Source organism: Variovorax sp. DXTD-1, assembly GCF_003984625.1.
GTDB lineage: Bacteria > Pseudomonadota > Gammaproteobacteria > Burkholderiales > Burkholderiaceae_C > Variovorax.
Genome location: NZ_RWKH01000002.1, coordinates 18,229 through 37,645, shown reverse-complemented (window position 1 = coordinate 37,645; position 19,417 = coordinate 18,229). Strand labels below are relative to the sequence as shown.

The 19,417-nt window shown below is 65.6% G+C and carries 21 protein-coding genes; 14 read left to right on the top strand and 7 right to left on the bottom strand.

Annotated features, from left to right (window positions below; genetic code table 11):
- Positions 1-9: 9 nt before the first annotated feature.
- The 5 genes from EJI00_RS02230 to EJI00_RS02210 are packed head-to-tail and all read right to left on the bottom strand — an operon-like array spanning position 10 to position 5,839.
- Positions 10-3,087 (bottom strand): pilus assembly protein, encoded by a 3,078-nt coding sequence (locus tag EJI00_RS02230; protein WP_126745840.1) that lies wholly within the window; start codon positions 3,085-3,087, stop codon positions 10-12.
- A gap of 46 nt (positions 3,088-3,133) precedes the next feature.
- A complete protein-coding gene (locus tag EJI00_RS02225) occupies positions 3,134-3,685 on the bottom strand; it encodes a hypothetical protein (protein WP_260590424.1) in 552 nt (183 codons plus the stop codon).
- Between the two features lie 2 nt (positions 3,686-3,687).
- Positions 3,688-4,851 (bottom strand): PilW family protein, encoded by a 1,164-nt coding sequence (locus EJI00_RS02220; protein ID WP_126745839.1) that lies wholly within the window; start codon positions 4,849-4,851, stop codon positions 3,688-3,690.
- Positions 4,848-5,438 carry a prepilin-type N-terminal cleavage/methylation domain-containing protein gene (locus EJI00_RS02215; RefSeq protein WP_126745838.1) on the bottom strand — a complete coding sequence of 197 codons (591 nt, stop codon included), beginning with the start codon at positions 5,436-5,438 and terminating at the stop codon, positions 4,848-4,850. Before EJI00_RS02215 ends, EJI00_RS02220 begins: the two co-directional genes overlap by 4 nt.
- The gene (locus EJI00_RS02210; RefSeq protein ID WP_126745837.1) at positions 5,432-5,839 is read right to left on the bottom strand and encodes a type IV pilin protein; all 408 of its coding nucleotides are present in this window, start codon (positions 5,837-5,839) and stop codon (positions 5,432-5,434) included. The genes EJI00_RS02215 and EJI00_RS02210 overlap by 7 nt, the downstream gene beginning before the upstream one ends.
- A 208-nt stretch (positions 5,840-6,047) precedes the next feature.
- Between EJI00_RS02210 and EJI00_RS02205 the strand changes: the two genes are divergently transcribed.
- The 3 genes from EJI00_RS02205 (at position 6,048) to EJI00_RS02195 (ending at position 7,777) form a co-directional block, all read left to right on the top strand.
- Entirely contained in the window at positions 6,048-6,308 is a 261-nt protein-coding gene (locus EJI00_RS02205) for a hypothetical protein (RefSeq protein WP_126745836.1), read from the top strand.
- Between the two features lie 25 nt (positions 6,309-6,333).
- A complete protein-coding gene (locus EJI00_RS02200; protein WP_126745835.1) occupies positions 6,334-6,573 on the top strand; it encodes a hypothetical protein in 240 nt (79 codons plus the stop codon).
- Positions 6,574-6,748: 175 nt separating this feature from the next.
- Positions 6,749-7,777 carry an AraC family transcriptional regulator gene (locus EJI00_RS02195; RefSeq protein WP_126745834.1) on the top strand — a complete coding sequence of 343 codons (1,029 nt, stop codon included), beginning with the start codon at positions 6,749-6,751 and terminating at the stop codon, positions 7,775-7,777.
- 10 nt (positions 7,778-7,787) lie between these two features.
- Here the strand turns inward: EJI00_RS02195 and EJI00_RS02190 are convergent, their stop codons facing one another.
- Positions 7,788-8,987 carry an ABC transporter substrate-binding protein gene (locus EJI00_RS02190; RefSeq protein WP_185868038.1) on the bottom strand — a complete coding sequence of 400 codons (1,200 nt, stop codon included), beginning with the start codon at positions 8,985-8,987 and terminating at the stop codon, positions 7,788-7,790.
- Between the two features lie 201 nt (positions 8,988-9,188).
- Between EJI00_RS02190 and EJI00_RS02185 the strand changes: the two genes are divergently transcribed.
- The 10 genes from EJI00_RS02185 (at position 9,189) to EJI00_RS02140 (ending at position 17,182) form a co-directional block, all read left to right on the top strand.
- A complete protein-coding gene (locus EJI00_RS02185; protein ID WP_126745833.1) occupies positions 9,189-10,448 on the top strand; it encodes a dienelactone hydrolase family protein in 1,260 nt (419 codons plus the stop codon).
- A complete protein-coding gene (locus EJI00_RS02180; RefSeq protein WP_126746063.1) occupies positions 10,448-11,413 on the top strand; it encodes a PDR/VanB family oxidoreductase in 966 nt (321 codons plus the stop codon). The genes EJI00_RS02185 and EJI00_RS02180 overlap by 1 nt, the downstream gene beginning before the upstream one ends.
- Before the next feature lie 27 nt (positions 11,414-11,440).
- Positions 11,441-12,745 (top strand): aromatic ring-hydroxylating dioxygenase subunit alpha, encoded by a 1,305-nt coding sequence (locus EJI00_RS02175; RefSeq protein WP_126745832.1) that lies wholly within the window; start codon positions 11,441-11,443, stop codon positions 12,743-12,745.
- Positions 12,742-13,227, top strand: a complete 486-nt coding sequence (locus EJI00_RS02170) for an aromatic-ring-hydroxylating dioxygenase subunit beta (protein WP_126745831.1) — start codon at positions 12,742-12,744, stop codon at positions 13,225-13,227. Before EJI00_RS02175 ends, EJI00_RS02170 begins: the two co-directional genes overlap by 4 nt.
- Before the next feature lie 20 nt (positions 13,228-13,247).
- Positions 13,248-13,856, top strand: coding sequence for a cysteine hydrolase family protein (locus tag EJI00_RS02165; protein WP_126746062.1), 609 nt, complete (start codon positions 13,248-13,250; stop codon positions 13,854-13,856).
- A complete protein-coding gene (locus tag EJI00_RS02160; RefSeq protein WP_126745830.1) occupies positions 13,853-14,635 on the top strand; it encodes an SDR family oxidoreductase in 783 nt (260 codons plus the stop codon). Before EJI00_RS02165 ends, EJI00_RS02160 begins: the two co-directional genes overlap by 4 nt.
- Positions 14,636-14,766: 131 nt before the next feature.
- On the top strand, positions 14,767-15,054 hold the full coding sequence (locus tag EJI00_RS02155; protein WP_126745829.1) for a DUF2282 domain-containing protein: 288 nt from the start codon (positions 14,767-14,769) through the stop codon (positions 15,052-15,054).
- A gap of 15 nt (positions 15,055-15,069) precedes the next feature.
- Complete coding sequence (locus EJI00_RS02150) at positions 15,070-15,915, top strand: DUF692 domain-containing protein (protein WP_126745828.1); 846 nt, start codon at positions 15,070-15,072, stop codon at positions 15,913-15,915.
- Positions 15,912-16,700 carry a DNA-binding domain-containing protein gene (locus tag EJI00_RS02145; RefSeq protein ID WP_126745827.1) on the top strand — a complete coding sequence of 263 codons (789 nt, stop codon included), beginning with the start codon at positions 15,912-15,914 and terminating at the stop codon, positions 16,698-16,700. Before EJI00_RS02150 ends, EJI00_RS02145 begins: the two co-directional genes overlap by 4 nt.
- On the top strand, positions 16,697-17,182 hold the full coding sequence (locus EJI00_RS02140; RefSeq protein WP_126745826.1) for a DoxX family protein: 486 nt from the start codon (positions 16,697-16,699) through the stop codon (positions 17,180-17,182). Before EJI00_RS02145 ends, EJI00_RS02140 begins: the two co-directional genes overlap by 4 nt.
- A 51-nt stretch (positions 17,183-17,233) precedes the next feature.
- On the opposite strand, the gene EJI00_RS02135 is transcribed toward EJI00_RS02140, so the two are convergent.
- Positions 17,234-18,178, bottom strand: a complete 945-nt coding sequence (locus EJI00_RS02135) for an alpha/beta fold hydrolase (RefSeq protein ID WP_126745825.1) — start codon at positions 18,176-18,178, stop codon at positions 17,234-17,236.
- A gap of 116 nt (positions 18,179-18,294) precedes the next feature.
- Here EJI00_RS02135 and EJI00_RS02130 point away from each other — a divergent pair, with 116 nt between their 5' ends.
- Complete coding sequence (locus tag EJI00_RS02130; RefSeq protein WP_126745824.1) at positions 18,295-19,101, top strand: AraC family transcriptional regulator; 807 nt, start codon at positions 18,295-18,297, stop codon at positions 19,099-19,101.
- Positions 19,102-19,417 lie beyond the last annotated feature (316 nt).

Genomic DNA, 19,417 nt, shown 5'->3' with positions numbered 1-19,417 from the left:
GCCCACCCTTTACTTCTGGATGAACCAGTAGACGCGGCCCTTGGGCTGCGTGAAGGCGGTTTTGACCGCGGCACCCTTGGGGCTCAGGAACGAGTCGGGGTTGGCGCCGATCACCACGTCGCGGAAGCTGCCGTTCACCATCACGCGGCCGACCACGGGCGAGGGCGCAAGGCCGCCGCCGACCACGTTCTGGAACCGCGCGCCCTGCGCGCCGGCGTTCAGGTAGGCCAGGTTGTAGACATTGGCCGTGCCAAGGTCGGCACGGCACGACTGGCGCACGGTCGGATCGGTGGGCGTGTGGGTATTGAAGGTGGTGTTGCCATAGGCGGTCACCGACGAGGTCACCACCTGTTCACCGGGCGCGAGCACCAGGTACCAGCCCTTCTTGGCCGCCAGGGCGGTGGGCGAAGGCTCATCGGTGCCCGTGATGGCCAGCAGCGAGCCGTGGCACAGCAGAGAGTTGCCGTCGCAGTTGCTCGATTCGTTGGTGAGCCAGGTTGCGTCAGCGGGCTTGTCCACCATCATGTAGAAGCGGTTGGAGACGCTGAGCGCAGCGGTGTAGGAGCGCAACGGCTTTTCGCGGTCGCCCGATCCCAGCAGCAGCACGTTCATGCCGTTGTCTTCGACCACGTCGGGGCCGAACATGAACTTGCGGTTGGGCGTGCAGGTGGTGCTCGCGACGTCGCAGCCGAGCGAGGCGATCTTGGTCATCGTCCAACTGCCCGGCGCGGCAGCACCGATGGCAATGCGGTAGACGTTGCCGCCCAGGTCGGCGGCGTAGGCGATCTTGGCCAGGCCCGCGCTGTCGTTCACGACGGTGACTTCGCCAGCGACCGCGCGCTCGGTGGTGAAGGTCTGCAGGACGGTGCCGGTGCTCGCGTCGAGCACGTAGATCTTCTTGCCCTTGGAGGCCGCGCCGCAGGCCAGGGCCGGATCGGTGGTGTCGACGTCTTCGCACTTGTCGTAGCCGCCGCCGAACATCACCATGGGCGTGCTGCCCGAACCATAGCCGGCCGACTTGACGATCTTCGGCGCCGACCAGGTCTGGCCGATGCCTGTCATGTCGTTTGCACCGGTGTCGCAGCCGACGTCGTTGTCCTGGTTCGGGCAACCCCTGCGCCACTTGAGAATGGGCGAGGCGGGGTTCGACACATCGAAGGCATAGACCAGGCGGCCGCCGCGGCGCATGCTGGCGTAGAGCCAGGCTTCGTTGCCCTGGCGATAGGCCGCCATGGCGCCATCCATGCCGTAGGGCTTGGGGGCGGTGGCGCCCACGCTGACCGGCACGCCGGGAAAGTTGATCCGCTTGGTGTTGTCGTACAGCCGCTTGATGCTTCCGTAGAACTCCGGCGGCACGAAGGACCACATCTCGCTGCCGGGCGCCGCGGAGCCGATGGCGGCGGTCTGGTTGCCGTTGACCGCGCGCAGCATGCCGTCGTTGGCACCGTAGAACACCACCACCTGCGGCTCGCTGTCGCTGCCGTAGTTGATGGCCACCGGGCGCGAATGCACCACGTCGCCGTGCACCGAGGGGCGCATGGCCGTGGTGGAAGTGAGCGGTGTGCCGTCGGCAGCACGCCGTTCGTCGCCCTTGTTGTCCAGGCCGCGCAGCCATTCGATCAGCGCGGTGCGCTCGGCGTCGGTTGGCACGCCAAGCGCCTCTTTGGTGATGCCGGCCGTGTTGCCGGTGGCAAAGCTCGTCAGGATCGAGCAGTCGTCCGCCGCGCAGGTCTTCACGTTGCGGTCGGCCGTGAGCACCTGCCGCAGCATGTAGCCTTGTGCGCCTTTCTCCACCACGTTGCCATCGGGGCTTTCGGCGGCCTCCTTGCCAAGGCAATCGCCTGCGGGACGGAAGCTCCAATAGGCATCGGTGGTGCTTGGCGCGGGCGTCCAGAAGCTTCGCGCGCAGGGCGCGATGAAACCGGTCTGGTTGTTGATGGCGTTGGTTCCGGCTGCGTCCTGCAGGATGAGCTGGTTGTTGGTGTCCAGGCCGAGCTTGTACTGCTTGAGATTTCCGTTCCAGCGCGGATAGGCGGAATCGTCGGGGCGGAACATGCCCACGAACACCTGGTTCAGGTAGGTGCCCTGCGTGTTCACGCTCACGGGCAGGCTCACCGACGAGAACACGCTGTTGACCGACTGGATCTTGCTGAAGATGTCGTCCAGCGATTCCTTGAGCGCGAGGCCAAGGTCGACCTTGGCGCTGAGGTCGTAGTACTCGCCTTTGCTCTGGTCTGCCATGCTCTTTAGCAGCGCGCTCCAGCCCGGCCCCTGGCCGCCGGTGGCCTTGGCGGCTTCGACGGTGTAGACCTTCACGCCCATGCTGGTTTGCAGGAACTTGGCCCATTCGTCTGCCACGTTGTCCTGTGAGCCGCTCGGGCTCAGCGGAATCATGGTGGTGGTGCCTCCGGCCGCACGCAGTGCATTGGTGGAGGTGGTGGTGTCGCTGTTGTTGTCTTGCGCGGCGCCGTTGCTGATGTAGATGACGTAGGTGCCGATGCAGTTGGTGGTGTTCGGTCCGGTGTAGGTGCTGCTGTTGATGGCCGCCAGCGGATTGCCCGGCAGCGAATAGATCGCCTTCGACGCCGCGGTACCGAAGACATTGCCGGTGTAGTCGGCCTTCGCCTTGTTGTTGCCGCCCATGGGCGCGCCGCTCGAGAGATAGCGGTAGACCTCGGCCATCATCTTGCCGGCCTTGCCGCCATTGGACTTGTCATCGAGCTTGTCGAGGCTGCGGATCAGCGCGCCGTACTTGCGCCTGTTGTCTTCGTCCAGCAAGCGAACGCCGGCACGCAGGTAGGCGCCGTCGATGTTCGAGTTGCCGCCGCCGGTTTCGCTGAACATCATCACGCCGACTTTGAATTTGCCGGTGGGCAGGCTTTCGAAGGCGCTGGCCAGCGCATTGATCTCGGCGGTGAAGGGCTGGTTCCAATTGGCCGTGTTGTCCAGCACGAACAGCACGTTCGGCGCATCCGTCACGGTCTGGTTGTAGCCGACGAAAAGATCGATGTCTTCCGCCTGTGCCGCGGAAAAGCCGAACATCAGCAGCGCGGCGGCCCAGAGCGGCCGGAAGAAGTTCTTTTTCATGAGGTCGATCCGTTCATCGTCGTGATCATTCGCAGGACAGGGCTGGCTACGAGCACAGCGCTTCGAATTGCTCTTTGGTCAGCAGCGCTCGCACGCCCTGGCGTACGGCAGTGACCGTGCCGCTGGCGGCATGGGTCACGCTGGTGCTGATGTCCCACACCGTGTTGTATTGGTCGGGCAGGGCATTGAGCCCGGAGCCGCTGGTGGAAGAATTTCCGCCGATACCGCCCGGGCCCGCAGTGCCCCCGCCGGTGTCGGTCGACTTGGTCGCTCGCACGCAGGTGGGGGGAGCGATCTCCACGATGTAGTCGTCGGTGCCGTCGTTGTTGATGTCCACCCGGCTCTGGGTGCCCAGGGGCACGGCCAGCGAGGGCGAGCCGTCCACGCCCGGCAGCAGCAGGGAAGAAGCCACTATCTCGATGGCGCGATTGGCCGCGGCCACTGCCTCATTGCGGTTCTGCATGTTGCCCACCGACTTGAGGTTGGTGTTGCTGAGCGTGAACCCGGCCGTGACGGCAAGGGTGATCAGCACCAGCATGATCAGCCCGACGATCAATGCCGCGCCGCCTTGCCTGTGCATGGGGAATGTGGATGGCATCTTCACGGCGTTTCCCTGCGGCCGGTCACGTTGGTCATGCGGATCGCGGTGGTGAACGCATGCCGCTTGTAGCGGTCGTTGAAGGGGCCGAGCGTTGCGCTGCCGAGGTTGTAGGTACGCGTATCGGTATGGCCCGGAGACACCTCGATGCTGCGCGCCACCACGTAGAGCTTGACGGCCACCACGTTGATCAGCTGGTCGGTGGTGCAGGGCGAAGCGGTGCTGCAGTGAACGAAATTTCCGTCGGGGCTTCCGTCGCCGCGGTTGGTGGGGGTGGACCTGACGGCCGCGTCCGCCCATGAAATGGCCTGGGTGTAGTTCACGGCCGCGCCGGTCTTGCTCAACGTGTCCAGGCCCAGTTCCACGCGGAAGCCCTCGACGCCTTCGATGAGAGGCACAGGCGGCTGCTGCGCCAGCCCCGTCGCCGAGAGATCGAAGCGCGAACGCGCCAGAGTCGGGATGCCGTCGCCGACTGTTTCGGCGTAGTCGCGCACATAGTAGATGTCGGAGATGAACCTGCGCTTGGGCGATGGGGTCGTGCAGTTCTTGCTCATCATGGTGGCAAAGCCGGCCGTGGTGAGGTCGAAATCCGATGGCTTCTGCGTGCCGCAGAAGGACGACTGGAAGTACAGCTTGCCGAAGGTGTCTGCTTCGCAATTCGGCATGCCGGCGATGCAGGTTTCGGCGTGGCGCACCACCAGCACGTCGGTGTCGGCCTTCTTGTTCGTCAACAGGCCGGCGCAACTGGCCGGCACGGCGTCGTACGCCTGCACGGGCATGTCGAGCAGGCTGCGCTTGTAGTCCTCAGTCCAGTTCGCCGCCGAATAGGGCAGGCACGGATCGGGCGCATTGCCGGTCGGCACCTTCGCTGGCACGCCCGAAACCGTGAGGTCGTCGAACTCGGGCATGTAGTTTTCCCAGAAGCCCGCGTGCGTGATTTCGTTCTCGAGCACAAAGACGCTGAGGCGGCCGCCCTCGATCTGGCGGTTGACCTTGACCATTTCGCGCTGGGTGTTGTTCACATTGAGGAACAGCGCAATCACCGCCGCCAGCACGATCAGCATGATCGTGATGGACACCATCAGTTCGATCAGCGTCAGGCCCCGCTGGCCGTGCAGGGCACGGGCAAGTTGGCGGGTCTTGCCTGCCGGGCGCGCGCGCATCATGAAAGCGTCCCGATGCGCACCAGCGTCGTCACGGTCCGGCGGCACCTGTCGGCGGTGCACTGCGGGCTTGGTGTTGATGCGGTGGGGGCCACGTCGTAGGCGTCCTTGCCGCAGGCCACGCCTTCCGGAGGTGCGGCAATGGGCACCAGGCCCTGCCAGGCGACGGTGATCAGGTATTCGTTGTTGCCCAGGTCCTCCACGCAGCCGCGCCCGCCGATCATGGCGCCGAGCTTGGTGGTGCCCGAGGTTTCTGCCGCGCCCTGCAGCGCGTTGCACCATTCCATGGCGTCGATCTGCTGGCGCGAGCCCGTGCCGGTGGGGCAGTTGGTCCCGGTGCCCAGCGGCGAGGCAGTGACGTAGCTGGAGGCCATGCGGCGATTGATTGCAATGCGGCTGGCCATGTCATTGAGCAGGATCAGCGCCTGCGAGCGCTGGTAAGACTCCATTTCGGACGACTGGAGACGCGCCTGCAGGCCGACGAGCCCGAACAGGCCGAAGGCGAGGATCAGCAGGGTGACCAGCACCTCGATCAGCGTGGCGCCGCGTTGTGCGCGGGCGCGTTCGGCGGTCGGGCGCGGCTTCACCATTTGTCGGCCGGCGTTTTCGCGCCTTGGTTATCGAGGGTGAGGTCGCCGTCGGACGCCTGGGCGCCTGTCGAATCGAAAGTCAGGACAAAGCCGGGAGGAGTGCCTGCCGCGGACAGGGTGATCGTGTAGTCGTAATTGGCGGCAACGTCCGCGGGCAGCGAGTAGCCGCTGGCCGTCAGCGTCGTCTTGTCTGCGTAGCTGCGGTTTGCCAGCAGGAACTGCTGCTGCCGGTTGGCAATCTCCATCATCTGCGCCTGAGCGGCGGAGCGCTTGGCGCGGATCACGTATCGCTGATAGCTCGGGATCGCAATGGAGGCGAGGATCGCGATGATCACCACCGTGATCATTACCTCGATCAATGTGAAGCCATTGCGCCGGCGCGAAAACGAGAGCTTTTTCATTCATCTGGCCAGGGTAATGATGTGTCAGATTGTATTTAAATGTGAATTTATCACATTCCAACGCCAAATTGTGCGCCTTTGAAAAGGCGCCCGAGGCGGGGATGCTTCCGACTGATGGACGCTGGCCTCGTCCTACGCGCGGGCGCCCGGGAGTTCCCAGAATCGATTCATTGCCACTTTGCTCTCGAGCGAACAGGAGTCGAACGAAATGAACAGCGAACCCGGAAACCTCGGCTCGGGCGACGGAACCCGGCCCACCACGAGCGGCGGGGTAGACAACATCGGCGCGGGAGAAAAGTTCACGAGCAGTTCTTCGACTGCCGGAGAACAGGACTCGGCACCGGCCCCCGCCGAGCGCATGGCCAGCAAGCGCAAGAACGTGGAGGCATCGCGCCACGACGGTTCCGCGGCCTACGGGCTGCGGGAAGACCTCCGCTCGGAAACCAACAAGGAGCCGAGCAAGCCCTAGCGGCTTGCATGGCCGAGGAGCTCTCATGACGACATCGGAAAAAGCTTTCCCCTTTCCCACATCCAAGAACCACGGCAAACCCGCGGTCGAGCCGGCAAAGCCGGTTGAGCAGGCGCCCAGCGAAGAGGCCCTGGACAGCGGCGTCGAGGAGTCCTTTCCCGCCAGTGACCCGGTATCGGTCACCGTGACCAAGGTCAAGCTGCCGAAGGCACAGCAGGACAAGGACAAGGAAAAAGCGGAAGAGACCGGGGGCAAGCAGACCTAGGCAGACGGAACCAGGCCCCGAACGAAAGCGGCGGACCGCCGGGCAAGCTTCTTGCACGCCTGTGCATGCCGCCCGGGGCAATCCCCATGGCAGGACCCGGCCTCGGGCGGTAGATTGCGCTGTTGCCCCAGCGGCAGAGACAGCTCTCACTACTTTTGGCCCCCGAGGAGTGTTCGTGGACGCATGGTCGAGCCAGCAGCTTTCCACCCTGTATGGGCGCGAGATCTTCCGATCGCGCGAGGCGGACGAAACCCACGCACTGGTGACCCATGAGCTGAAGACGCACCGGAGCACCTGGGGCCGCGGCAATGTCGATGCGGTCTTCTGCCGGGCAGAACTCAGCGCACTGTCGCTCTGCATCCTGCGTTACGGCTGCGATGTCGACATCGAGCCCGACACGCTGGGCAATTTCGTGCTGGTCCAGATGCCGCTGCGCGGCCACGCTGAAGTACATACCGGCGGCCAGACCGTGCAGATCCATCCCGGCCAGGGCGCCGTGGTGTCCGCGCACAAACCCGTGCGGCTGCGCTGGCATGCGGACTGCGAGCAGCTGATGCTCAAGATTGACCTTGCCCGTCTGCAGGACGTGGCACGCCGAACGTTTGCCGCAAGGCCCGCGGGCGGTGCAGGGGCCGCGGCAGAAATCGGCGAAATCGACTTCGAGCTGCCGCTCCGGCTCGACGATGCCGCGGGCACCCAGTGGTGCCGCATGGTGGCCGGCCTCGCATCGCTGCTCCCCGCGGACGGCCACGAGCCGTATGACCCGCGCTGGCTGGCCCACTACGAGGACAACCTCATGCTCTATCTGCTGTGCCACCGGCCCAATTCGGTGCGGCGGCAGCACGACGCGCTGCGGCTCGGCTCGGAGGCGGCCAGCATGCGGCAGCTGCGGCTTGCCGAAGAATTCATGCGCAGCCGGCTCGACGCGCCGCTTTCGCTGGAGGACGTGGCGGAGGCCGCCGGCGTGTCGCGGCGCGCGCTCGGCCTGCTGTTCAGGCGCTACCGCGATCTTTCACCCATGGAAGTGCTGCGCAACATGCGGCTCGATGCCGCGCATGCCCAGTTGGCGCGGCACGACGGCGCAAGCGTGACCGAGGTCGCCTTCAGCTGCGGCTTCTCGCACCTGAGCCGTTTCGCCGCCTGCTACCGCGAGCGCTTCGGGCGACTCCCGCGCGAAACTTCGCGAGAGCCGGCGCGTCACTAGCCCGCCGGCGTCAGGCCGGCTTCATCGCGCACTTGGCGGACGAGCTGTCCTGGTAGTTCTGCAGCACCGTGCCGATCACCTTGTTGGCAATGCGCCCGCTCGCGTCCTTGCCGATCACGCGCAGGTAGTAGTTCTGAATGGGAAAGTTGTTGGCGCCGTAGCTGAAGTCGCCCCGCACCGACTTGTACCTGGCGGCTTTGATTGCCTTCAGCAGCGCCGGCCGGTCGGCCACCTTGCCGCCCACGTCCCGCACCGCCGCGTCCATGGCCATGAGCACGTCATACGCCTGGCCCGCATAGAACGACGGGTTGCGCCCGTTGTTCTGCTCGCGGAAATCGGCCACGAAGCGCTTGTTGGCCGGGTTGTCGAGGTCGTATGACCAATGCGCGGTGTTGAAGAGCCCGAGCATCGGCTCGCCCACGGCGGGAATCATGTCTTCGTCGGCCGAGAAGGCGGTCGAGATCAGCGCCACGTCTTTCGACAGGCCCGCGCCGACAAACTGCTTGATGAAGCTCACGCCCATGGCGCCCGGCAGAAAGAAATAGAGCGCATCGGGCCTGGCCGCGCGGATCTGCGCGATTTCGGCGGAGTAGTCGAGCTGGCCGAGCTTGGTGTAGAGCTCGTCGCTCGCCGTGCCCTTGAAGTTGCGCTTGAAGCCGGTGATCGCATCCTTGCCGCCGGGGTAGCTCGGCGCGATGAGCGCAACCTTCTTGAAGCCTTTGTCCGAAGCGAACTTGCCTGCCGCTTCGTGGTACGCGTCGTTCTGGTAAGACGCGCCGAAGAAATACGGATTGCACTTGGCCCCCGAGTAGTCGCTCGGGCCGGTGTTGCTCGAGAGATAGGGCACCTTGGCCGCGAAGAGCGGTGCCCCCACGGCCAGCGCGACCGTCGAGCCGATGGGGCCGGTGAACAGGTCGATCTTGTCGCGCAGCAGCATGCGCTCGACCACCTGCCGGGCCAGGTCGGGGCTGCCGCCCGTGTCCGCCTCGAAAAATTCCACCGGCACGCCGCCGAGCTTGCCACCCAACTGCTTCATTGCCACCGCGAAGCCGGCCTTGGCCTCGGCGCCGCCCACCGCAAACGGGCCGGAGAGGTCCATTGCCAGGCCGACCTTGACGGTTTGCGCCTGGGCCCGTGCTTGCGATGCGAACGCGCCCGTGACGGCGAGCGCCAGCAAAGCAACGGCGGTTGTGATTCTTGCCTGCGACATGAAGGGATCTCCTCAGAGGGGTGATTCGGATGGCGTGGGTTGCAACAAAGGTATGTATGCGCGGGGGCCGAGTCTCCACGGCGCGCGAACGGCGGGCTATCCACTTTTCGCGCGGCCTGCGCCTGCAAGAAATGGACAGACAGCGCGCGGGCCGCTCCACAGAATTGCCCGCCGAACCCCACCACTTCGGAGACTCGCCCCATGAGCCAATACATCGACATCGCAGCCGCCGACGGCCCGACCTTTCGTGGCTACCTTGCATTGCCGCCTTCGGGGCAAGGCCCCGGCATCGTGCTGTGCCAGGAGATCTTCGGCATCAACGACTACGTGCGCGAGGTGGCCGACCTCTATGCCGAAGAGGGCTACGTGGTGCTCGCGCCCGACCTGTTCTGGCGCATGGAGCCCAATGTCGAGCTGGGCTATTCGCCCGAAGACTGGCAGCGCGCCTTCGGCTTCTTCCAGAAGTTCGATGTGGCCGCCGGCGTCTCGGACATCACGGCCAGCGTGAAGGCGCTGCGCGCGCACCCGGCATGCACCGGCAAGGTCGGCGCGCTCGGCTTTTGCCTCGGCGGAAAGCTCGCGTACCTTGCGGCCGCGCATTCGGGCGTGGATGCGGCGGTGGGCTACTACGGCGTCGGCATCGAGGCGGACCTGGACGTGCTGCCCAAGATCGAATGCCCCATTGCGCTGCACTTCGCGGAGCTCGACAAGTTCTGCCCGCCCGAAGCGCGTAACCAGGTGCTCGAGGCCTTTGCAGGCAAGCCCGGCGCGCAGATGTATGTGTACCCCGGCGTGGACCACGCATTCGCACGCACCGGCGGCGAGCATTTCGACAAGCCTTCCACGCTGATGGCCCACCAGCGCTCCATGGCGCTGTTCAAGGACGCCATCGGGCCCGTCTACGACCTGTCTGCGCTCTGGGACAAGCACTGCGAATACGAGTTCGCGACGCGCGACGTGGTCGCCACCATGGGCACGATGGTGAGCGAGCCTTATGTGAACCACATACCCACCATGACAGGCGGGGTAGGGGCCAGGGAGCTCTCGCGCTTCTACAAGCATCACTTCATTCCGACGACTCCGCCGGATACGCGGCTTACGCCCATCTCGCGCACAGTGGGCGCCACGCAGATCGTCGACGAGATGCTCTTCTGCTTCACCCACACGGTGGAAATCGACTGGATGCTGCCGGGCATCGCGCCCACCGGCAAGCCGGTGGAAATTCCGCTCGTCGCCATCGTGAAGTTTCGCGGCGACAAGCTCTATCACGAGCATATCTATTGGGACCAGGCCAGCGTGCTGGTTCAAATTGGCCTGCTCGATGCGAAGGGACTCCCGGTGGCCGGCGTGGAGACGGCGCGCAAGCTGGTGGACGAGCATCTGCCATCGAACACGCTGATGCCGCGCTGGCAAAAGTCGACCAGCCTGACCATCGCCGATCCGGCCCTGCCGCTGGGATGATGGCGGGCGACTCGGAGATGCTCGAACTGGTGGTGGAAGCGGTGAGGCCGCTCACGTCCGCCATCAAGGCCTTTGTGCTGCGGAGCGCACACGGCGGTGCCTTGCCGCCGTACACGCCCGGCGCCCATCTGGGCGTGCAAGTCGTCCAGCCCAACGGGCGCGTCGGCCAGCGCGCCTACTCCCTGGTGGCACCGCATGCGGAGGGCTGCAGCTACGAAGTTGCGGTACTGCATGAGCCCCGAGGCTCGGGCGGCTCCGCCTGGATGCACGGGCTGAAGCCCGGCGCCGTGGTGACGGCGCAGCCGCCGCGCAACGATTTCGCGCTGCGTACAGGCAGCGTGCCGCCGCTCCTGATTGCCGGCGGCATCGGCATCACGCCGCTGCTGTGCATGGCGCGGGCGCTGGCCGCCGAAGGGCGCGCATTCGATTTTTTCTATGCCACGCGAAGCGTGGGGGACGCCGCCTATCTGGAAGAGGCGCGCGCATTGGGCGCCACCATCGTTCACGACGGCGGCGACCCGGCCCGCGGCCTCGACCTTCGCGCTGCGCTTTCCGCTCCGCAACCCGGGCGCCACCTTCAAGTGTGCGGACCCAAGGGCATGGTGCAGGCCGCGGTCAATTTGGCCCGAGACCTCGGCTGGCCCGACGACCACGTGCACTGCGAACTCTTTGCCGGTGCGCTGGAGCAAGAGGGCGATGTGCCTTTCGAAGTGCGCACGCTGCGCTCGGGCAAGACGCTGACCGTGTCCGCCCACCAGAGCCTGCTCGACGTGCTCATTGCCGCCGGGGTCGACCCGCTGTACGACTGCCGTCAGGGCGACTGCGGCGTGTGCGCCGTTGCAGTGGAAGAGGGCGTTCCCGACCACCGCGACCACAACCTGAGCGCCCGCGAAAAAGCCGAAGGCCGGACCATCTGCATTTGCGTGTCGCGCGCGAAGACGTCGCACCTGGTGCTCGACATCTGACCACCACATTTCAGGAGACCCATTCCCATGACCATCGACCTGCAGGCGCTCGTGCAGCCTGACCGCGTGCACAAGCGCGTGTACACCGATCCCGCCATCTTCGAACTAGAGATGGACCGCGTCTTCGGCCAGGCCTGGCTCTACGTCGGCCACGAGAGCCAGGTGCCCAACGTCGGCGACTACTTCACCACCCGGCTCGGGCGCGAGCCCGTGGTGATGGTGCGCCACACCGATGGTGCGGTGAACGTGCTCTACAACCGCTGCCCGCACAAGGGCGCCAAGATCGTTCCGGACGGCACCGGCAGCGCCGGCAAGTTCTTGCGCTGCCTCTATCACGGCTGGACTTTCAAGTGCGACGGCAGCCTGCTCTCGGTGCCGCTGCGCAGCGGCTACGAAGATACCGCCCTCGACCTGAAGGCGCAGCAGCATTCGGTGCGCAAGGTGGCGCGCGTGGCCAGTCACCGCGGCTTCGTGTTCGCGAGCCTGGCTGAAGACGGCCCCGAGCTCAGCGAGTTTCTAGGCGGCGTGGCGACTTCGCTCGACAACTTCTGCGACCGCGCGCCCGACGGCGAAGTGGAAGTGGCCGGCGGCGTGCAGCGCGTGATTCAGCGCAACAACTGGAAGATATTCTTCGAGAACCTGCACGACACGATTCATGCGGTGGCCACGCACGAATCGTCATGGCGTGCGGCCAAGGAAGAATTCGAATCGATGCCTGCCGGCACGCCCAAGCCCTTCGAGGTGGTGATCGTCGACGGCAACGGCGAGCCGCTGGAGTTCTGGGAAAAGCTCGAACTCAAGGGTTACGACCACGGCCACGGCTTCATGGAAGGCATCTTCGTGCCGCCCACCGATCCGGTGAGCCTGGCCTACGTGGCGGCGCTCGAAGCCAAGCAGGGCGCGGCGCGTACCGACCAGATCCTGCGCGTGAACCGGCACAACACCATCGTGTACCCGAGCTGCTCGCCGCATACCTCGTTCCAGCAGATCCGGGTGATCCGCCCGCTCTCGGTCGATCGCACGCTGGTCGAAATATTCAGCTTCCGCCTGAAGGGCGCGCCGGAGGCCACATTCCAGCGCACGCTCAAGTACACCAACATCGTCAATTCACCGTCGTCGAACGTGATGCCCGACGACCTGGAGGCCTACAACCGCGTGCAGGAAGGCCTGGCTTCCGACGGCGGCGACTGGGTCAGCATGCACCGCGGAATGGGGCGCGACCAGCCCCTGCCGGGCGGCCGGTCTTCCAACGGCAACAGCGAAATGCCGGCGCGCAACATGTTCGGCGCCTGGGCCTCGTACATGGGCGTGCGGACCGGAGGCGCCGAATGAACTTCAACGACTGGCAAGAGCAGCAGGACATCACTCAGTTCCTGTTTCACGAGGCGCGCCTGCTCGACGAGCACCGGTGGGACGAATGGCTGCGGCTGTTCACGCCCGATGGGCTGTACTGGGTGCCGCTGGTCCACGGCCAGACCGATCACCTCAATCACGCCTCGCTGTTTTGCGAAGACGCATTGCTGCGCTCGATGCGTGCGCGGCGGCTCGAGCAGGCCCGTGCCTATTCGCAGCAACCGCCGACTCGCACCGTGCACGTGCTGGGCAACATCTCGCTCGAGTCGCGCACTGAAGCCGGCTGCGTGGTGCGCTCGACCTTCCACCTGCTCGAGTGGCGCAAGACCGAACAGCGCGCCTTCGGCGGCAGCGTGCTGCACACCCTGCGCCGCGAAGGCGACGAGTGGCGCATGGAGATGAAGCGCGTAGAGCTCGTCAATTGCGACGCGCCGCACGAAGCCTTGCAGGTGTTCATGTGACCCAAGCCGCACTGCTGGCCATGCACTACCAGAACGACGTGCTGCACGTGGACGGCAAGGTGCGGGTGGGCGTGGCCGCCGACGACCCCGCGCGGCCACGCCTGATCGCTTCTGCCGCGCGGCTGATTGCCGGCGCACGTGCGAACGGCGTGCCGGTCATCTTCGTCCGCATCGCCTTCGCGCCCGGGTATGCGGACTGCCTGCACAACAGCATGCTGTTCCGCCGCGTTGCCGAAACCGGCGCCGTGCTCGACGGGCAATGGGGAGCGGAGTTCTACGCCGAACTGGCGCCGCTGCCCGGTGAAGCGGTCGTCACCCACAAGCGCAACAATCCGTTCTGCGCCAGCGGGCTCGAAGAGGCGGTGCGCAGCACCAGTGCCACCCGGCTGTACATGGCGGGCATTGCGACGAACCACGTGGTCGAGCACGGTGCGCGCCACGCCAGTGACCTGGGTTACGACGTGGCAGTGGTGGCCGATGCATGCAGCACCGCGCAGCCGCACCTGCACGCGGCCAGCCTGGAAACACTGGGCATGCTCGCGGACGTGATGCTCGTCGATGAAGCGATTGCACGCATGAAGAACCACGAAGGGCTGAAGGACATGAAAGACGCGAAAGGTAAGCCATGAAGCTGCAAGGCAAGGTTGCCATCGTCACCGGCGCGGCCGCCATGCTCGGCAGCGCCATCGTTCGTGCCTTTGCGCAAGCCGGCGCGCAGGTGCTGGCTGTAGATATCGATGCCGTGCGCGGCGAGGCACTGCAGGCTGAATTGGGTAGCGGCTGCCGCTTCGTGGCTTGCGACATCGCATCGGACGCAGCGCTCGACGCGCTGCTGGCGGACGTGCTCGCCACCGAAGGCCGTATCGACTTTCTCATCAACAACGCGGTGGTCTATGGCGACACCGGCATGGCCGCCACGCGCGGCGAGTGGCTGCGCGCGCTGGACGTCAACCTCGTGTCTGGCGCGGTGCTGGTGCAAAAAACCGCGGATGCGCTGGCCGCGCAGCGCGGCGCCATCGTCAACATGGGCAGCGTGGGCGGCAAGTTCGGCACAGCGAACCGGGCGCTCTATCCCGCGGCCAAGGCCGCCATCCTGCAGCTCACGCGCAACCAGGCCGCCACCTTGGCGCCGCGCGGCGTGCGCGTGAACTCGGTGTCGCCCGGGTGGACCTGGTCTGATGCATTGAGCCGCATGGCAGGTGGCGACCGCGCGCATGCCGACCGCATGGCGGCACCATTGCATCCGCTGGGCCGGGCGGGGGACCCGGACGACGTGGCGCAAGTGGTGCTCTTTTTGTGCTCGGATGCCGCGCGCTTTGTGACCGGTGCAGACATTCCCGTCGATGGTGGCTTCTCGATGCTCGGGCCGGACCAGGGACGGTCGGCCCGCGACTGGTTCGGTGCCTGAGCTTTCTATACGCAAAATTTTTTTGCCGATCGAGAGGAGCGCTGTAACCCCGGCTTCCGAAGTGGCGAACTAGCCAATAACCGCGCATTCCGGCGCGGTTGCAACTGTTCAACCATTTTCGGAGCTCATCCATGATCAACCGTCCCCTCGCCATTACCGCCCTTGCACTGGGCGCCCTTGCCGCCGGTTCCGCCATTGCGCAAGACAAACCCATGGCCGACAAAATGGCCACGATGGAGAAGTGCTACGGCGTTTCGATGGCAGGCAAGAACGACTGCGCCGCCGGCCCCGGCACCACCTGCGCCGGCACCTCGAAGATGGATTACCAGGGCAACGCCTGGAAGAACGTGCCGGCCGGCACCTGCGCCACGATCAAGACGCCCAAGGGCATGGGTTCGCTGGCTCCCATCAAGTCCTGACCGGCGCGCGCCGCCATGCCAGAAACCCTCACGGCCGGCGTTGGGCTCAAGCCGGAGCACTACGTGCCTGCGCTCGACGCACGCGGCGAGGGCCTGTGGTTCGAGGTGCACCCCGAGAACTACATGGTGGCGGGCGGCCCGCGGCTCGGGTGGCTGGAAGCGATTCGCTCCCGCCATCCGGTGTCGCTGCATGGCGTCTCGCTTTCGTTGGCGGGCGATGCGGAGCCCGACGCCGCGCATCTTCAGCGGCTGGCAGCGCTGGTCCGGCGCATTCAGCCGGCGCTGGTTTCCGAACATCTGGCGTGGTCCGCATGGAACGGCCAGTACTTTCCCGATCTGCTGCCGTTTCCGCGCAGCACCGCGGCGCTGCACCGCATCGCGGCCAATGTGGCGCGCACCCAGGACGCGCTGGGCACCGCCATCGCCATCGAGAACCCGTCCCACTACCTGCGCATCGACGGGCACGAGTGGGACGAGATCGATTTTCTTCGCGAGCTGGCGCAGCGCACCGGTTGCAAGCTGCTGCTCGACATCAACAACGTGTACGTGTCCGCCCGCAACCTGGTTTTTTCAGCTACTGACTGGATCGACCGTTTTCCGCATGCGCTGGTCAGCGAAGTCCATCTTGCGGGCCATGCTGCCGACCCGAACCTGGGCGATTCGCTGCTGATCGATTCGCACGACGCGCCCATTGCGCCGGAAGTCTGGCAGCTGTATCGCCGCTTTGTCGAACGCGCCGGTGCCCGGCCCACGCTGATCGAACGCGACGGCAATGTGCCGGCCTTCGAAGAGCTGATGGCCGAGCGCGAGCAGGCCGCCGCCGAGCTCGAGCACGCGGCGGCGCAGGAGGCCACCGCATGACCAGGCCGCACGGCCGGTTCCAGCAGGCGTTTGCAAAGGCGCTGTTCTCGTCCACCGAAGCCCTGGACCCCGCGATGCGGGAGCTTGCAACGCAACCCGCTTTCGCCGTGTACCGCAACACGGTGATGAAGGCCTGCATCGATGCACTCGAGGCCAACTTTCCGGCCGTGGCGCGACTGGTGGGCAGCGAGTGGTTTCGCGCCGCCGCCGCGCTCTACGTGAGTGCCGAAGCGCCGCGCGATGGCCGCCTTCTGCACTACGGCAGCGGCTTTGCCGAATTTCTGCGCGGCTTTGAGCCTGCCGCCGAACTGATCTACCTGCCCGGCGTGGCGCGACTCGACACACTGTGGCTTGAAGCCCATGCCGCACAGGACGCGTCCGCCGCCGATGCTGCATGGGTGGCTCGCCGCACGCCGGAACAACTGGCGGCCCTCTCGCTCCGACCCCATCCGGCCGCGCGATGGGCGTGGTTCGACGACCAGCCGGTGTTCAGCATCTGGGAGCGCAACCGCGCGCAGGGCGAAGTCACCGATGAACTGGCCTGGCAAGGCGAGGGCGCCTTGCTGACGCGGCCGTACGACACCGTGACGTGGCAAGGACTCACGCAGGCCAGCTGCGTCTTTCTCGACGCCTGCGCAGGCGGAGCAACCCTCCAGCAGGCGGCGGAGCGCGCACTGGCCGTCGATGTGAAAGCAGACCTTGCCGCCATCTTTGCCGGGCTGCTGAGCGCCGGCGCATTCACTGCCCCGTCTTCATCGCCCGCATCCAACGAAAGAACACCATGAGCACGAATCTCCAGGCGTCGGACTCGATTGCAACCGGCAGCACTCGCGGCCTGCGCGCCCACTGGAACGCCGCGGCCGAAAGGCTCACGCGCGTCGTGACGCACGATGCGCTCGCGCTGGCCACGCGCGTGTCTGTTGCGGCCATCTTCTTCTACTCGGGCCGCACCAAGGTCGAAGGTTTTCTTGCACTGACCGACAGCGCCTACGAACTGTTCCGCACCGAATACAAGCTGCCGCTCGTTCCGCCCGAGCTCGCGGCGCATCTGGCGGCCTATTCGGAACATCTGTTCCCCTTGCTGCTGGTGCTGGGCCTGTTCACGCGTTTCTCGGCGCTGGCGTTGCTGGGCATGACGCTGGTGATCCAGCTCTTTGTCTACCCCGACGCATGGCCCACGCATCTCTCATGGGCCGCGCTCATGCTGTATCTGGTGGGCCGCGGCGCCGGCCGTCTTTCGCTGGACCACGCGCTGGGCATTCGCTGAGCGGCCTTGCGTCGGCGTCGGTTCCGCGGCAAGGCCCGCCGCCGCGCCCGCTTATTCCTTGATGAAGTTCAGCAGGTCGTTGTTGAGCCGGTCCTTGTGCGTGTCGGCAAGGCCGTGCGGTGCGCCTGCATAGACGATCAGCCTGGCGTTCTTGATCAGCTTGGCGGAAGGGCGGCCCGACGCATCGATCGGCACGATCTGGTCGTCGTCGCCGTGCACCACCAACGTGGGCACGTCGAAGCGCTTCAGGTCTTCGGTGAAGTCCGTGGCCGAGAAGGCGGCAATCGAGTCATAGGTGTTCTTGTGGCCGGCCTGCATGCCTTGCGCCCAGAACGACTGGATGGAGCCTTGCGACACCTTGGCGCCGGGCCGGTTGAAGCCGAAGAACGGACCCAAGGCAATGTCGAGATACAGCTGCGAGCGGTTCTCCAGCTCGCCCTTGCGAATGCCGTCGAACACCTCGATGGGGAGCCCGCCCGGGTTCTTCTCGGTCTTCAGCATGAGCGGCGGAACCGCGCTCACCAGCGCCGCCTTCTTGACGCGGCTGGTGCCATGGCGGCCGATGTAGCGCGCCACCTCGCCGCCGCCGGTGGAGAAGCCCACCAGCGTCACGTCCTTCACGCCGAGCGTGTTGATCACGGTCGCCAGGTCGTCGGCGTAGTGGTCCATGTCGTTGCCTTCCCACGGCTGGCTCGAGCGGCCGTGGCCGCGGCGGTCATGCGCAATCACGCGGTAGCCCTTCGAAGCGAGGAAGATCATTTGCGATTCCCAGCTGTCCGAGCTCAGGGGCCAGCCGTGGCTGAAGGCAACGACCGGGCCGTTCCTCGGGCCCCAGTCCTTGTAGTAGATCTGCACGCCGTCCTTGGTGGTGATGTAGCTCGCGCTTTTTGCAAGCGCAGCGGCCGGCTGGCGAACGGCCGACTTGTCGGCGGCGAACACGGCATTGGCGGCGACAGCGAGAGCGGCCATGGCGAAGATGCGGGTAACGGCGTTCATGTTTCTTTCCTTTGATTCGGGTTGAGGTTTCAGGTCGGAATCGACAGAACGAACTTTACGTGTGTGGTAAAACGATTGGTGATAAAAAGTCCCGATAACTTGACTTAGGGTATTTCATGCCTGATCGGCTCGAAGCGCTGCTGACGCACTTTTCCGTGAGCGCGCGGGTGTTTCATACCGGCGCGCTGTGCGGAATCAACGACCTGGACGGGGAGGGCGCCACCGGCCAGTTGCACCTGGTGCGCCGCGGAGAGGTGGGCGTCAGCCACGGCGGCGCCGAGGTGCTGCGCATCGAGCGGCCCAGCCTTCTGATGTACCCGCGGCCCATGGCGCACAGGTTCATTACCGACGCCGCGCGCGGCGCGGACTTTGCCTGCGCGCACCTGCAGTTCGAAGGCGGCGCCGCAAACCCGATCCTGGCCGCGTTGCCCGCATTCGTGTGCCTGCCGCTCGAAGAAATCGACGGCACCGAGGGCGTGCTGGAACTGCTGTTCGAAGAAGCCTTCGAGCAGCGCTGCGGCAAGCAGGTGCTGCTGAACCGCCTGTTCGACGTGGTGCTCATCCAGGTGCTCAGGTACCTGATGGAAAAGGGTCAGACCCGCTCGGGCCTGCTCGCGGGGTTGTCGCACCCGCGCCTGCGCAATGCCGTGGTGGCCATGCACGAAAAACCCGCGCTCGAATGGACGCTGGACGCACTCGCCGCCGAAGCCGGCATGTCGCGCAGCGTGTTTGCCATCCAGTTCCGTGTCACCGTGGGATGTACGCCCGGGGTGTACCTGCAGCGCTGGCGCGTCGGCCTTGCGCAGCAGGCGTTGCGCCAGGGGCGTCCGCTCAAGCTCATTGCGCAAGAGGTCGGCTACGGGAGCGAAGCCGCGTTGTCGCGGGCTTTCAAGGCGCAAAGCGGCCTGTCGCCGCGGGAGTGAAAGCAGGCTGCATGAGGACGCGAGGCCTGCGCTGGCCCAGGCCAAAGGCTCGGCAGAACGCGACGGCCGCGCGCGGGCCAGAACCGATCATCGGAGAGCCGTGATACCGGTGTGAATTGGCCGAACTTGACCGGCGTCGTGATAGCGCAACACACGTCAGATTCCGTTCAGGATTTGAGTAAATAGGTTCTAGAAACGAGTTTGTACGAATTGTTGCCAAGCTGTACCCTCCATTAACAACTGTGTGGGAACAGACGATGAGTTCGAGGCAATGTCGCGGGCAAGCCGCACCAGCGAATCCACCCGACCAAAGCGG

What these genes read in the sequence shown, in the direction of transcription:
- EJI00_RS02130 (WP_126745824.1), top strand. Translation starts at nt 18,295, where the DNA reads ATGCCTGATCGGCTCGAAGCGCTGCTGACGCACTTTTCCGTGAGCGCG.
- EJI00_RS02180 (WP_126746063.1), top strand. Translation starts at nt 10,448, where the DNA reads ATGGCGGGCGACTCGGAGATGCTCGAACTGGTGGTGGAAGCGGTGAGG.
- EJI00_RS02205 (WP_126745836.1), top strand. Translation starts at nt 6,048, where the DNA reads ATGAACAGCGAACCCGGAAACCTCGGCTCGGGCGACGGAACCCGGCCC.
- EJI00_RS02185 (WP_126745833.1), top strand. Translation starts at nt 9,189, where the DNA reads ATGAGCCAATACATCGACATCGCAGCCGCCGACGGCCCGACCTTTCGT.
- EJI00_RS02230 (WP_126745840.1), bottom strand. Translation starts at nt 3,087, where the DNA reads ATGAAAAAGAACTTCTTCCGGCCGCTCTGGGCCGCCGCGCTGCTGATG.
- EJI00_RS02160 (WP_126745830.1), top strand. Translation starts at nt 13,853, where the DNA reads ATGAAGCTGCAAGGCAAGGTTGCCATCGTCACCGGCGCGGCCGCCATG.
- EJI00_RS02215 (WP_126745838.1), bottom strand. Translation starts at nt 5,438, where the DNA reads ATGGTGAAGCCGCGCCCGACCGCCGAACGCGCCCGCGCACAACGCGGC.
- EJI00_RS02135 (WP_126745825.1), bottom strand. Translation starts at nt 18,178, where the DNA reads ATGAACGCCGTTACCCGCATCTTCGCCATGGCCGCTCTCGCTGTCGCC.
- EJI00_RS02220 (WP_126745839.1), bottom strand. Translation starts at nt 4,851, where the DNA reads ATGATGCGCGCGCGCCCGGCAGGCAAGACCCGCCAACTTGCCCGTGCC.
- EJI00_RS02140 (WP_126745826.1), top strand. Translation starts at nt 16,697, where the DNA reads ATGAGCACGAATCTCCAGGCGTCGGACTCGATTGCAACCGGCAGCACT.
- EJI00_RS02200 (WP_126745835.1), top strand. Translation starts at nt 6,334, where the DNA reads ATGACGACATCGGAAAAAGCTTTCCCCTTTCCCACATCCAAGAACCAC.
- EJI00_RS02175 (WP_126745832.1), top strand. Translation starts at nt 11,441, where the DNA reads ATGACCATCGACCTGCAGGCGCTCGTGCAGCCTGACCGCGTGCACAAG.
- EJI00_RS02225 (WP_260590424.1), bottom strand. Translation starts at nt 3,685, where the DNA reads ATGCCATCCACATTCCCCATGCACAGGCAAGGCGGCGCGGCATTGATC.
- EJI00_RS02210 (WP_126745837.1), bottom strand. Translation starts at nt 5,839, where the DNA reads ATGAAAAAGCTCTCGTTTTCGCGCCGGCGCAATGGCTTCACATTGATC.
- EJI00_RS02165 (WP_126746062.1), top strand. Translation starts at nt 13,248, where the DNA reads ATGCACTACCAGAACGACGTGCTGCACGTGGACGGCAAGGTGCGGGTG.
- EJI00_RS02150 (WP_126745828.1), top strand. Translation starts at nt 15,070, where the DNA reads ATGCCAGAAACCCTCACGGCCGGCGTTGGGCTCAAGCCGGAGCACTAC.
- EJI00_RS02190 (WP_185868038.1), bottom strand. Translation starts at nt 8,987, where the DNA reads ATGTCGCAGGCAAGAATCACAACCGCCGTTGCTTTGCTGGCGCTCGCC.
- EJI00_RS02155 (WP_126745829.1), top strand. Translation starts at nt 14,767, where the DNA reads ATGATCAACCGTCCCCTCGCCATTACCGCCCTTGCACTGGGCGCCCTT.
- EJI00_RS02145 (WP_126745827.1), top strand. Translation starts at nt 15,912, where the DNA reads ATGACCAGGCCGCACGGCCGGTTCCAGCAGGCGTTTGCAAAGGCGCTG.
- EJI00_RS02170 (WP_126745831.1), top strand. Translation starts at nt 12,742, where the DNA reads ATGAACTTCAACGACTGGCAAGAGCAGCAGGACATCACTCAGTTCCTG.